Raw genomic sequence first — 11,677 nt, forward strand, 5'->3', positions numbered from 1 at the left:
GTCAGACTCCTAACTTCCATGAAAGGGTGCGTAGCAGGTCGGCAAAGACGCCCGCCGCCGTCACATCGTTACCCGCGCCATATCCGCGCAGAACCAACGGTAACGGCTGATAATAGTGGCTATAGAACGCCAGCGCGTTTTCACCGTTTTTCACTTTAAACAGCGGATCGTTGCCGTCTACTGCATCAATTTTCACGCGACAAACGCCGTCCTCTTCGATATTGCCAACATAGCGCAATACTTTTCCCTCATCACGGGCTTTCGCCACGCGCGCGGCAAAGACGTCATCCAGCTGCGACAATTTCGCCATAAACGCGGAAACATCACCGGAGTCATCAAACTCTTTTGGCAGGACCGGCTCAATGACAATGTCAGAAAGCTCCAGCTCACGACCGGTTTCACGGGCCAGGATCAGCAGCTTACGCGCCACGTCCGTACCGGAAAGATCGTCACGCGGATCGGGTTCGGTATAGCCCATTTCACGCGCCAGGGTGGTGGCCTGCGAGAAGCTCATGCCTTCATCCAGCTTGCCGAAAATAAACGACAGTGAGCCAGAAAGGATGCCTGAAAAACGTTGCAGTTCATCACCTGCGCTGAGCAGATTTTGCAGGTTTTCAATAACCGGCAAACCCGCGCCCACGTTGGTGTCGTACAGGAATTTACGACGGGACTTCGCGGCGGCAAAACGCAGCTGATGATAGTAATCCATCGACGACGTGTTGGCCTTTTTATTCGGTGTAACCACGTGGAACCCTTCACGCAAGAAGTCGGCATACTGGTCTGCTACCGCCTGGCTTGACGTACAGTCGACAATCACCGGATTGAGCAGATGGTATTCTTTCACCAGACGAATTAAGCGCCCAAGGTTGAAAGGCTCTTTCGCACTCTCCAGCTCCGACTGCCAGTTTTCCAGATTCAGACCGTGGACGTTGGTCAGCAGGGCCTTCGAGTTCGCCACGCCGCACACGCGCAGATCGATGTGTTTCTTTTTGAGCCAGGTTTGCTGACGTTTAAGCTGCTCCAGCAGCGCACCGCCCACGCCGCCTACGCCAATCACAAACACTTCAATCACCTGGTCGGTGTTGAACAGCATCTGATGGGTAACGCGTACGCCGGTGGTCGCGTCATCGTTATTCACCACCACCGAAATAGAACGCTCAGACGAGCCCTGGGCGATCGCTACAATATTGATGTTCGCCCGAGCCAGCGCGGCAAAGAACTTCGCCGAGATGCCGCGCAGGGTGCGCATACCATCGCCAACGACCGAGATGATGGCCAGACGCTCAGTCACCGCCAGCGGCTCCAGCAGGCCTTCTTTCAGTTCGAGATAGAATTCATCCTGCATGGCGCGTTGCGCACGCGCGCAGTCGCCCTGCGGGACGCAGAAGCTGATGCTGTATTCAGAAGAGGATTGGGTGATCAGCACTACCGAGATGCCCGCACGCGACATTGCGGCAAAAACGCGCGCCGCCATGCCCACCATACCTTTCATTCCAGGGCCGGAAACGCTAAACATCGCCATGTTATTGAGGTTAGAAATACCTTTTACCGGCAAATCATCGTCATCACTGCTGGCACCGATCAGCGTGCCGGGCGCTTGCGGATTGCCGGTATTTTTAATCAGGCACGGGATCTGGAACTGGGCAATAGGGGTAATGGTGCGCGGGTGCAGCACTTTAGCGCCGAAGTAAGAAAGCTCCATCGCTTCCTGATAAGACATTGACTTCAGCAGTCGGGCGTCGGGTACCTGACGCGGATCGCAAGTATATACGCCGTCGACATCGGTCCAGATTTCACAACAATCGGCACGCAAACAGGCGGCCAGTACGGCGGCAGAGTAGTCAGAGCCGTTACGCCCCAACACCACTAACTCACCTTTTTCATTTCCGGCAGTAAACCCTGCCATCAGAATCATGTGGTCCGCAGGAATACGGCTGGCGGCGATGCGGCGCGTAGATTCGGCGATATCAACGGTAGATTCGAGGTAATGGCCGACAGCCAGCAATTTCTCCACCGGGTCGATGACCGTTACGTTATGCCCGCGTGCTTCCAGCAGGCCGGCCATGATAGCAATCGACATTTTTTCACCACGGCAGATAAGCGCGGCATTGATGCTGTCCGGGCACTGTCCCAGCAGGCTGATGCCGTGCAGGACGTGCTTAATCTGAGCAAATTCTTGTTCAACAAAGGCTTTGAGCTGCGCCAGCGGAAAACCTGGTTGCTCGGCGGCAAGACCCACCAGCAGCTCGGAGAAAATGCGTTCGGCATCGCTGATATTGGCTAAAGCATCCTGACCACCGATGGTCTTCTCAATCATTGCCACCAGATGGTTGGTAATTTTTGCGGGGGCAGAGAGAACGGTCGCGACCTGCCCCTGTCTGGCATTGCTTTCCAGAATATCGGCAACCCGCAGAAAGCGCTCTGCATTTGCCACTGATGTACCGCCGAACTTCAACACTCGCATGGTTTACCTCATTGCCTTTGGTCGAAAAAAAAGCCCGCACTGTTTAGGTGCGGGCTTTTTCTTGTGTTTCCTGTACGCGTCAGCCCGCACCGTTACCTGTGGTAATGGTGATGGTTGTAGTAATGGTGATGCTGATGCGTTTCATGATGTTGTGTGCTCTGTAATTATTTATTATCTGTCCTGTATTCTTTTAGGGTTAAAGTATCTGCTGACCTAAGTCAATAAATTTTTAAATTGATCACATTCCGAAACTTGTTCATGAGCGACTGCTTGCCCTTTTACTTTCAACCAATACAGCATGTCGATCCCACTTGAACCAAGATCAAAACACTACAAAACAAAAATTATTCAACATTTTATTTTGTGATGTTTTTTTCAATATCATGTAAAAAACGGTGCAACATTGCCGTGTCTCGCTGCCCCAACAGACCCATTCGCTGTTGCAACCAGTCCGTCAGCTTGATGTCGTCAGAAACGTTCAGCGTGGCTAATAAACGCAAAACGCGCGCGCGCAATGCCTGCAGCTGAAGCTCATCCGTCACCTCAACGTTTTTGGCCGGTTGTTGTATTAAACCTGCTAATTGATAGCAATACACCATCACCGCCTGCCCCAAATTGAGTGAAGGATAGTCAGCGACCATCGGTACACCAGTGAGTACATCTGCCAGCGCTAATTCTTCATTGGTCAGCCCCGAATCTTCACGACCAAACACCAGCGCAGCATGTTCCATCCACGTGGATTTCTCCTGTAACAGGGGAACCAGTTCGACCGGGGTGGCGTAATAATGGAACTTCGCCCGGCTACGCGCGGTGGTCGCAACGGTAAAATCAACGTCGTGAAGCGCATCGGCTAACGTTGGAAAAACGTTAATATTATCAATAATGTCACCCGATCCATGCGCGACCCATCGCGTGGCGGGTTCCAGATGCGCCTCGCTGTCAACGATACGTAATTGAGTGAATCCCATGGTCTTCATCGCACGGGCAGCCGCGCCAATATTTTCCGCTCTGGCAGGGGCAACCAGAATAATTGTTAAACGCATTTCGATACTCTTTTTGGTCAGTCTGCAAGTAATAATGTGACGCACATCAACATATTACGCAGCGCAAATTTACATTTTTTTAACAGAAGTCACTGAAAAAGGATTTCGCATCCGGTAAAAAATGCTAAACTATTTCCAAACTGTACTATTGCTTTTTATGTTAACAGAAGTTGTATATCCCTCTGTTTATCCATGATAATTTATTTTAAAATGGATCGCATTGGTTGGATTCATTACATTTATTAATTAGCTCGTGCAACTAGTTGTAATATTGCAATTTTGTGATGAAAGCAAACATTTGGATACGTTGATTTCATCAAACTGTTAACGTGCTACAATTGAACTTGATATATGTCAACGAAGCGTAGTTTTATTGGGTGTCCGGCATGTCTTAGCCTGTTATGTTGCTGTTAAAATGGTTAGGATGACAGCCGTTTTTGACACTGTCGGGTCCAGAGGGAAACTACCCACGACCAAGCTAATGATGTTGTTGACGTTGATGGAAAGTGCATCAAGAACGCAATTACGTACTTTAGTCATGTTACGCCGATCATGTTAATTTACGGCATGCATCAGGCAGGTCAGGGACTTTTGTACTTCCTGTTTCGATTTAGTTGGCAATTTAGGTAGCAAACATGCAGACCCCGCACATTCTTATCGTTGAAGACGAGTTAGTAACACGCAACACGTTGAAAAGCATTTTCGAAGCAGAAGGCTATGATGTATTCGAAGCGACAGATGGCGCGGAAATGCATCAGATTCTCTCTGAATATGACATCAACCTTGTGATTATGGATATCAATCTGCCTGGGAAAAATGGCCTCCTGTTAGCGCGCGAACTTCGCGAACAAGCTAACGTTGCGTTGATGTTCCTGACGGGCCGTGATAACGAAGTCGATAAAATTCTCGGCCTCGAAATCGGCGCAGACGATTACATCACCAAGCCGTTTAACCCGCGCGAACTGACTATCCGTGCTCGTAACCTGCTGTCCCGTACCATGAACCTGGGTACTGTCAGCGAAGAACGCCGTAGCGTCGAAAGCTACAAGTTCAACGGCTGGGAGCTGGACATCAACAGCCGCTCTCTGATTGGTCCTGACGGCGAGCAGTATAAACTGCCACGCAGCGAATTCCGTGCAATGCTTCACTTCTGTGAGAATCCGGGCAAAATCCAGTCTCGCGCAGAACTGCTGAAAAAAATGACCGGTCGCGAACTGAAGCCGCATGACCGTACTGTTGACGTGACTATCCGCCGCATTCGTAAACATTTCGAATCTACGCCGGATACGCCAGAAATCATCGCCACCATTCACGGTGAAGGCTACCGTTTCTGCGGCGACCTGCAGGATTAATTCAATCCTTACAGGTAAAAAAACGGCGCATTATGCGCCGTTTTTCATTTCACCACAGCCCTATTTCCATAAGCGAAACTCGTCACTCTGCGCAGGCTGAGGCTCCGGAATTTCTGTCGGCTTTGGTTTTGGCTGTGCCAGCGAGTGCCAGTCAAGATGACGCGTCAGGAACATCACGCCACACAACGCCACCAACAGCACGCCGGTTCCCAGCAGTAAAGAGCTGTCCTGTGAACGTAGCAGCACCCACATCACCCCATCCAGCCCCAGTAGCGCCACGGTGAACAAAATACTGTTCCGCCAACTCTGTAATATCGCCTGCAGATACACCCCGTTCATCAACGCCCCCACCAGGCTTGCCGTAATCCACGCCGCCGTAAAACCAATGTGCTCAGACAATGCCAGTAGCAGCAGATAAAACATCACCAGCGATAGCCCCACCAGCAGATACTGCATCGGGTGCAGACGCAGGCTGGTCATACTTTCAAGCACGAAGAAAGACATAAAGGTCAGTACAATCAGCAGGATGGCATACTTGGTAGCCCTGTCCGTTAACTGATACTGATCCGCTGGCGTGGCGACGGCAACGCTAAATGCAGGCATTCCCTTCCAGCCAATCTTTTCGCCATCAAAGCGTTCGCCGAGGTTATTCGCGAACCAGCTGCTCTGCCACTGGGACTTAAATCCTGATTCGCTGATTTCGCGCTTCGCCGGGAGGAAATCCCCCAGAAAGTTGGGATGCGGCCAGTTGCTGGTTAAAGTCATTTCACTGTTACGGCCAACCGGAACAACGGAGAAATCTCCTGTTCCGCTCAAATTCAACGACAGCGCCATGCTCAGGTTTTGCTCCGCCCAGCTCGCGTCAGGTAGCGGAATGTGGATCCCTTGAGCCCCTCCATCCAGCCCCGTCCCTGGCTCAACAGCCAGTGATTCCCCATTGATCTGCGGCGCTTGCACCACACCGATCCCGCGCGCATCCCCCACGCCAACCACGATAAACGGTTTGCCGACGCTGACGTTGGGATGGTTTAAATCACGCAAACGTTCAGCGTTAAACTCGGCCTTCACCGAGAGTTCATTGTGCCAGACCTGGCCCTCATAAATGCCGATTTTACGCGCTTCAACGTTCTGATTCCCCTCAACCACCAACGAATCCGGCAGCCAGAAATGGATATAGCTGCGCTTACGCTGGATCTCTTTGCCATCCTCCAGCGAGGTGTAAAGCTCTGTCACCGGAATGGCTATCAACGGCCCGACCATCTTTTGCGGCCCGCTGGTGCTCTGGCGGATAGCATCTTCGACTTCATCACGATAATCCGATCGCTCAACGATTATCTGCCTGACCATCGTCAGTGGTATTAACAGCAGTATTATGGCGCCGCCTAAGGTGACGATTTTCCAAAACAGGGGTGATTTAAACATAGCGTTCTCCTTTGCAATATCAGCAAGGTAGAACAGCTATGTGCGGAGAATTTGAAGTTATGTGAAGTGACGGTGAAGCGTAAACGAGGCCTGTGCGCCGCCCTCTGGTCGGTTAGATAATGTCACCGTACCTTCATGCAGTCGTGCAACTTCACTGACAAACGCCAGCCCCAAACCGCTGCTCTTGTGTCCATTCTCGCGGGGCAGCGAGTAGAAGCGCTCAAAAATACGCGGCAATGCAAAATCAGGGATGCCGCTACCGCTGTCGGTAACCTGCAATGTGACCCGCTCCTCCTGCTGATGCGCGCTCAGCGTAATCGTCCCGTCCTGTGGCGTGAAGTCGATAGCATTGTCGAGTAAATTCCCCAACGCCTGCTCCAGTAACGCAGGATCGGCAGCGACGCTAAGCGATGAAGGCAAAATGGTCAGCGTGATGTTTTTTGCCGCCAGCTGCACGCTACGCGCCTCTTTGAGCTGAGCAAATAGCGTATCTACCTCCACCGCCGTCAACGTAACGTCCTGTCGATTCTCCAGTCGCGCCTGGCGCAGCAAAGTTTCGACCAGCGCCTGCATACGCGCATTTTGCGTCAGAATATTATCGGTAAAACGCGCTACCACGTTTGGCGGCGGGCCTTCTCGCAATATCTCTGCCGCGCCACGAATGGCCGCCAGCGGACTTTTCAGCTCATGCGTTAACGCGTAGACATACTGCTCAATGTAGTTCTTGCCTTCGAGCTTCAGACGCATACTTTCCAGCGCCTGCGCCAGTTTGCGTAACTCGCTGCTGCCTAAATCAGGCAGTGGGACGGGGCGATTCTCGGTAACGGAGTCGGCATAACGCGCCAGCCGGGCAATAGATCGGTTTATCCACCATACCATCCCGAAGCCAATCACCAGGGCAATGCCCAGCAATACGGCGCTGGCCCACAGCATTCGCCGTTCACTGCGTTTAATCACCGGTGCCATCGCCGCATTTGGTTTGCCGACACTGAGCACGCCGATAATACGCCCACCGTCTACGATCGGCGCTGCAACGTACATCACCGAGCTTTCCGGATCGTTCGGGTTTTGCGGCGTACTGCGGGCGCCATACTCACCACGCAGCGTTAACCACACGTCGTTCCAGCGGGAATAGTCCTGACCGACGGCCTGGTTGGCGGAATCAAACAACACCTTGCCCTGCGCGTCGGTCATGTAGACATGGTATTCGTTACGCACTTTGTTAATGCCACTGATGTTGGCGTTAAATGGGCGGTTATGCAGCTGCGCAAATGCCTGCGCCAGCTTGCCGTTAGCCGGTGAGTCAGAGAGCACGTCATCACGCGCCAGTGCAGCCAGCAGCGTGGCGGTATCAATTAAAGTACCTTCGGTCGCCCGACGGACGCCTGGCTTAATTTCCTGCACAAAGATAGACAGAACAAACCAGGCGGCGACCGCGACAATCAGAAAATAGCCGAGCAGCAAACGCATGCCAATGCGCATCAGCAATTCCTCAGGCTGTATCCCATACCGCGATGTGTATTGATGGGGGAAAGCTCCGGATTGATAGCCCGCAGCTTGGCGCGCAGCGTTTTGATGTGAGTATCAACCGTTCTGTCAAAGGTATCCTGCGCGTCTGCCCAGACTAAATCCATCAGTTGCTGGCGAGAGTAAATACGTCCCGGCGACATCAGCAATGTTTTCAGCAGCAGGAATTCATAACGCGTCAGGTTCAACGGCATGCTGAACCAGGTAATCTGCGCGGCCAGCTCATTAAGTTCAAAATCCCCACAGCGTGTCATCGATGAAGGCGTGGAGAATTTTTGCACCCGCCGCAGCAGCGTACGCACACGAGCGCACACCTCGCGCGGCGAGAAAGGCTTGGCAACATAGTCATCTGCGCCAATTTCCAGCCCCAACAGGCGATCCACTTCATCGCTGCGCGCGGTCAGAAAAAGGATCGGCAGCGCCGGGTGGCGTTCCAGTAAACGTCGGCACAGTTCAAAACCGCTGATATCCGGTAGCCCGACATCCAGAATGATGGCATCAGGGCATTGCTGGCGAGATTTCTCCAGCACGGGAAATCCGCGCTCAAACGCCTCTACGCTAAACCCTTCCTGTTGCAGCATGTAGATAAGCGTATCAGCGATTCCCTGCTCATCCTCAACCAACCAGATCAACGGCTGTTGCATTGTGCTTCCTTGTTATTGCCGCCACGGCATGATGGGTACCGCACTGATGGCATTTTTGGGCGATCCATCGACAACTTTATCTGAATAGGCCAGATAGGCCAGCGCATTACGTTTCGCATCGTAAAAACGCACGACCTGTAAAGATTTAAACACCAGCGAGGTACGTTTCTTAAATACCACTTCGCCCTGAGCTTTACCGTTCTTGATTCTGTCGCTCAGTTCTACCGGCCCAACCTGCTGGCAAGAGATGGCGGCATCGGAAGTATCTTCCGCCAGCCCCAGTCCACCTTTGATGCCGCCGGTCTTCGCACGACTCACGTAACAGGTCACATTGGTAACATCCGGATCGTCAAACGCTTCGACCACAATTTTATGATCCGGCCCAAACATTTTGAACACTGTATCGACAGATCCAATCTGCTCCGCATGGGCGACCTGCGCCAACATCAGCAGAATTGAGGAAATGACTAAGCTCTTATATTTCATATTGTTACCATTCTTAAAAGTTGTTCTGCGTGATTATTAAACATTTTAAGATAAAATGTATACAGATCACAGGATTACAATAATCACGCTTTCGTATGTCCGAAAAAAGCACTTATGAGCAAAAAAAACACTGAATGCTAAAACAGCAAAAAATGCTATTATCCTCATACCTGACGTCAGGTACTCGTTGTTGAAAGGATGAGGATATTTTATGGATCAGGCTGGCATTATTCGCGACCTATTAATCTGGCTGGAAGGTCATCTGGATCAGCCTTTGTCGCTTGACAATGTGGCGGCAAAAGCGGGCTATTCCAAGTGGCACCTGCAGAGAATGTTTAAGGACGTGACGGGCCATGCTATTGGCGCCTATATCCGCGCCCGTCGTTTATCGAAGTCAGCAGTGGCGCTGCGCCTGACTGCGCGTCCAATTTTGGATATTGCGCTGCAATATCGCTTCGACTCTCAACAAACTTTTACTCGCGCATTCAAGAAACAATTTTCGCAGACACCAGCGCTGTATCGCCGCTCCCCGGAATGGAGCGCATTCGGTATTCGCCCACCAATGCGACTGGGTGAATTTACGATGCCTGCGCACGAGTTTGTCACCCTGGAAGATACGCAACTGCTCGGCACCACGCAAAGCTATTCCTGCTCGCTGGAACAGATTTCAGATTTCCGTCATGAAATGCGTATTCAGTTCTGGCGCGACTTCCTTGCTCAGGCTCCGGCGATCCCGCCAGTGCTGTACGGGCTTAACGAAACGCGTCCGAGCATTGAAAAAGATGACGAACAGGAAGTGTTTTACACCACAGCACTGACGCCGGAACAGGCCAATGGCTATGTGCCGTCGGCGCAGCCTATCCTGTTACAGGGTGGCGAGTACGTGATGTTTACCTACGAAGGGCTGGGAACCGGTGTGCAAGAGTTTATCCTGACGGTTTACGGCACATGCATGCCAATGCTGAACCTGACGCGCCGTAAAGGACAGGATATCGAGCGATACTACCCGGCAGAAGATGCCAAAGCGGGAGATCGCCCGATCAACCTGCGCTGCGAATTCCTGATTCCGATTCGCCGCTAGCGCTGCAGTTCATCCAACGCAGGGGCGTCCAGATGTGAGATGTCCCCTGCCGTTTCAACGACCCATCCCGGCGCCAGCCATAAGCTTTCCTGGTAATCAACTCGAGAAATAGAACAGTTGCGCAGACGCAAGCGACGTTCAGCCCATGCCGGTAATCCCAGAATTGTACTCACCAGGCAACCCAGCGCGATACCGTGACTGACCAGCAGCGGACGACTTCCCGGCGGCAATTCCAGACAGGATGCCAGCGCCGCGTTGACGCGATCGCTCAATTCCTGCATCGATTCCCCTTCCGGGATACGACCATCCACCGTGCCATTCACCAACTGGCGACGCCAGCCCTCTTCCTCTGGCGTCAGCGTATCGATGTGACGTTTTTCCAGCACTCCCATATTTAGCTCGCGCAGACGGGAGTCATAGGTGATATCACAGCCACAGGCCTGGGCGATGATTTCTGCGGTGCGTCGTGTACGACCAAGATCGCTACTGATGACATGCGTAATACCAAACGAGCGGGCGCGTTCACCCACCTGCATGGCTTGTTGTTCACCTTTAGCGGTTAGTGGGCTGTCTGACTGGCCTTGAATACGTCGCTCGGCGTTCCACTGCGTTTCGCCATGGCGAACAAGGTATACCTGTAACATGCTTTTTTTCCGTTATACTGCGATGCGATGAATTTTCAAACTGAGCTTAATTATGCACAAGGTTATCTCTGCGACCACCAATCCTGCCAAAATTCAGGCAATTCTGCGGGCATTTGAAGAGATTTTCGGGGAAGGATCCTGCCATATTGAACCCGTCGCCGTCGAGAGTGGCGTGCCGGAACAACCTTTCGGAAACCAGGAAACGCGCACTGGCGCACGAAATCGCGTTGTTAACGCTCGCCGCCTGCACCCGCAGGCTGATTTCTGGGTCGCCATTGAAGCTGGAATTGACGATGACGCCACCTTCAGTTGGGTGGTGATTGATAACGGCATTCAGCGCGGTGAAGCCCGTTCAGCCACGCTGCCATTGCCGACTGTCATTCTCGACAGAGTCCGCAAAGGTGAAGCACTCGGCCCGGTGATGTCGGACTATACGGGTATTGATGAAATTGGCCGTAAAGAAGGCGCAATCGGCGTTTTTACCGCGGGCAAGCTGACGCGCTCAAGCGTCTATCACCAGGCGGTGATTCTTGCGCTCAGCCCGTTTCATAACGCGGTGTATTTATAGCATTGTGCCGGATGTTCAATCGTAGGCCGGATAAGGCAAAGCCGCATCCGGCGGATCAATTTTTCCCGAGCAACACCTGTTCCAGCCACTGACGCAAATCCACCGGTGCGGATTTGAGGCTGTTCGACCCCCGCGTAATAGTGGCAATTCCCGCCCCGAGCTCGTTTTTAAGCTCACGCTGGCTCATCTCGCCGCGCAGCAGCTCTTCAATGATACGCACACGCGTGCCCAACGCTTCACGCTCATCCGGCGTTAACATCAAATTGAGCAGTGGCAGGTGTAAATCTTGTTCGTAGGCGTGTTTAAGCAGATCGACAAAACGTAACCACTCCTGGTGACGTTGTTCTGCCATCTCTGCTGAATAGGGTGATTGCTGAGTCATAAGATATCGCCATCGTTGCGGGGGAAGCGTGCTTGCTTCCCCCTTTTGTACTCTTTAACGAGTA

At 52.3% G+C, this 11,677-nt stretch carries 13 protein-coding genes and 1 other annotated feature; of the genes, 3 read left to right on the forward strand and 10 right to left on the reverse strand.

What is annotated here, in order from left to right; all coding sequences use genetic code 11:
- Window position 1: 1 nt before the first annotated feature.
- From thrA to yjjY, 4 genes are all read right to left on the reverse strand, one after another.
- On the reverse strand, window positions 2-2,464 hold the full coding sequence (thrA, locus tag OGY71_RS21705; protein ID WP_003829761.1) for a bifunctional aspartate kinase/homoserine dehydrogenase I: 2,463 nt from the start codon (window positions 2,462-2,464) through the stop codon (window positions 2-4).
- A 23-nt stretch (window positions 2,465-2,487) separates the two neighbouring features.
- Window positions 2,488-2,614, reverse strand: a sequence feature (Thr leader region).
- Window positions 2,544-2,609: a thr operon leader peptide gene (gene thrL, locus OGY71_RS21710; protein WP_032337689.1), complete on the reverse strand. Its 66-nt coding sequence runs from the start codon at window positions 2,607-2,609 to the stop codon at window positions 2,544-2,546. Its footprint overlaps the feature before it by 66 nt.
- Window positions 2,615-2,820: 206 nt before the next feature.
- Window positions 2,821-3,507 (reverse strand): tRNA/rRNA methyltransferase, encoded by a 687-nt coding sequence (locus OGY71_RS21715; RefSeq protein WP_003829762.1) that lies wholly within the window; start codon window positions 3,505-3,507, stop codon window positions 2,821-2,823.
- Between the two features lie 399 nt (window positions 3,508-3,906).
- On the reverse strand, window positions 3,907-4,047 hold the full coding sequence (gene yjjY, locus OGY71_RS21720) for a YjjY family protein (RefSeq protein ID WP_042998021.1): 141 nt from the start codon (window positions 4,045-4,047) through the stop codon (window positions 3,907-3,909).
- Window positions 4,048-4,142: 95 nt separating this feature from the next.
- Here yjjY and arcA point away from each other — a divergent pair, with 95 nt between their 5' ends.
- Window positions 4,143-4,859: a two-component system response regulator ArcA gene (arcA, locus tag OGY71_RS21725; RefSeq protein WP_001194359.1), complete on the forward strand. Its 717-nt coding sequence runs from the start codon at window positions 4,143-4,145 to the stop codon at window positions 4,857-4,859.
- A gap of 60 nt (window positions 4,860-4,919) precedes the next feature.
- Here the strand turns inward: arcA and creD are convergent, their stop codons facing one another.
- Genes creD through creA form a run of 4 tightly spaced genes read right to left on the reverse strand, consistent with a single transcriptional unit; the run spans window position 4,920 to window position 8,938 of the window.
- Window positions 4,920-6,281 carry a cell envelope integrity protein CreD gene (gene creD / locus OGY71_RS21730; protein WP_286613714.1) on the reverse strand — a complete coding sequence of 454 codons (1,362 nt, stop codon included), beginning with the start codon at window positions 6,279-6,281 and terminating at the stop codon, window positions 4,920-4,922.
- Between the two features lie 57 nt (window positions 6,282-6,338).
- Window positions 6,339-7,763 carry a two-component system sensor histidine kinase CreC gene (gene creC, locus OGY71_RS21735; RefSeq protein ID WP_003829926.1) on the reverse strand — a complete coding sequence of 475 codons (1,425 nt, stop codon included), beginning with the start codon at window positions 7,761-7,763 and terminating at the stop codon, window positions 6,339-6,341.
- The gene (gene creB, locus OGY71_RS21740) at window positions 7,763-8,452 is read right to left on the reverse strand and encodes a two-component system response regulator CreB (protein ID WP_003829928.1); all 690 of its coding nucleotides are present in this window, start codon (window positions 8,450-8,452) and stop codon (window positions 7,763-7,765) included. The genes creC and creB overlap by 1 nt, the downstream gene beginning before the upstream one ends.
- Window positions 8,453-8,464: 12 nt before the next feature.
- Window positions 8,465-8,938, reverse strand: coding sequence for a protein CreA (gene creA, locus OGY71_RS21745; protein WP_003018998.1), 474 nt, complete (start codon window positions 8,936-8,938; stop codon window positions 8,465-8,467).
- 211 nt (window positions 8,939-9,149) lie between these two features.
- Here creA and robA point away from each other — a divergent pair, with 211 nt between their 5' ends.
- A complete protein-coding gene (gene robA / locus OGY71_RS21750; RefSeq protein ID WP_003829933.1) occupies window positions 9,150-10,019 on the forward strand; it encodes an MDR efflux pump AcrAB transcriptional activator RobA in 870 nt (289 codons plus the stop codon).
- Here robA and gpmB read toward each other — a convergent pair.
- Window positions 10,016-10,663, reverse strand: coding sequence for a 2,3-diphosphoglycerate-dependent phosphoglycerate mutase GpmB (gpmB, locus tag OGY71_RS21755; RefSeq protein ID WP_003019006.1), 648 nt, complete (start codon window positions 10,661-10,663; stop codon window positions 10,016-10,018). The two genes, robA and gpmB, sit on opposite strands and share 4 nt — an antisense overlap.
- Before the next feature lie 52 nt (window positions 10,664-10,715).
- On the opposite strand from gpmB, the gene yjjX reads away from it, so the two are divergent.
- Window positions 10,716-11,231 (forward strand): inosine/xanthosine triphosphatase, encoded by a 516-nt coding sequence (gene yjjX, locus OGY71_RS21760; RefSeq protein WP_063941076.1) that lies wholly within the window; start codon window positions 10,716-10,718, stop codon window positions 11,229-11,231.
- A gap of 55 nt (window positions 11,232-11,286) precedes the next feature.
- Here yjjX and trpR read toward each other — a convergent pair whose 3' ends face one another.
- Complete coding sequence (trpR, locus tag OGY71_RS21765) at window positions 11,287-11,613, reverse strand: trp operon repressor (protein ID WP_003837292.1); 327 nt, start codon at window positions 11,611-11,613, stop codon at window positions 11,287-11,289.
- Between the last annotated feature and the right edge of the window lie 64 nt (window positions 11,614-11,677).

The organism is Citrobacter sp. Cpo109 (assembly GCF_030332565.1).
GTDB classification, from domain to species: Bacteria; Pseudomonadota; Gammaproteobacteria; order Enterobacterales; family Enterobacteriaceae; genus Citrobacter; species Citrobacter portucalensis.

What these genes read in the sequence shown, in the direction of transcription:
- trpR (WP_003837292.1), bottom strand. Translation starts at nt 11,613, where the DNA reads ATGACTCAGCAATCACCCTATTCAGCAGAGATGGCAGAACAACGTCAC.
- creD (WP_286613714.1), bottom strand. Translation starts at nt 6,281, where the DNA reads ATGTTTAAATCACCCCTGTTTTGGAAAATCGTCACCTTAGGCGGCGCC.
- robA (WP_003829933.1), top strand. Translation starts at nt 9,150, where the DNA reads ATGGATCAGGCTGGCATTATTCGCGACCTATTAATCTGGCTGGAAGGT.
- creA (WP_003018998.1), bottom strand. Translation starts at nt 8,938, where the DNA reads ATGAAATATAAGAGCTTAGTCATTTCCTCAATTCTGCTGATGTTGGCG.
- OGY71_RS21715 (WP_003829762.1), bottom strand. Translation starts at nt 3,507, where the DNA reads ATGCGTTTAACAATTATTCTGGTTGCCCCTGCCAGAGCGGAAAATATT.
- yjjY (WP_042998021.1), bottom strand. Translation starts at nt 4,047, where the DNA reads ATGACTAAAGTACGTAATTGCGTTCTTGATGCACTTTCCATCAACGTC.
- gpmB (WP_003019006.1), bottom strand. Translation starts at nt 10,663, where the DNA reads ATGTTACAGGTATACCTTGTTCGCCATGGCGAAACGCAGTGGAACGCC.
- arcA (WP_001194359.1), top strand. Translation starts at nt 4,143, where the DNA reads ATGCAGACCCCGCACATTCTTATCGTTGAAGACGAGTTAGTAACACGC.
- yjjX (WP_063941076.1), top strand. Translation starts at nt 10,716, where the DNA reads ATGCACAAGGTTATCTCTGCGACCACCAATCCTGCCAAAATTCAGGCA.
- thrA (WP_003829761.1), bottom strand. Translation starts at nt 2,464, where the DNA reads ATGCGAGTGTTGAAGTTCGGCGGTACATCAGTGGCAAATGCAGAGCGC.
- creB (WP_003829928.1), bottom strand. Translation starts at nt 8,452, where the DNA reads ATGCAACAGCCGTTGATCTGGTTGGTTGAGGATGAGCAGGGAATCGCT.
- creC (WP_003829926.1), bottom strand. Translation starts at nt 7,763, where the DNA reads ATGCGCATTGGCATGCGTTTGCTGCTCGGCTATTTTCTGATTGTCGCG.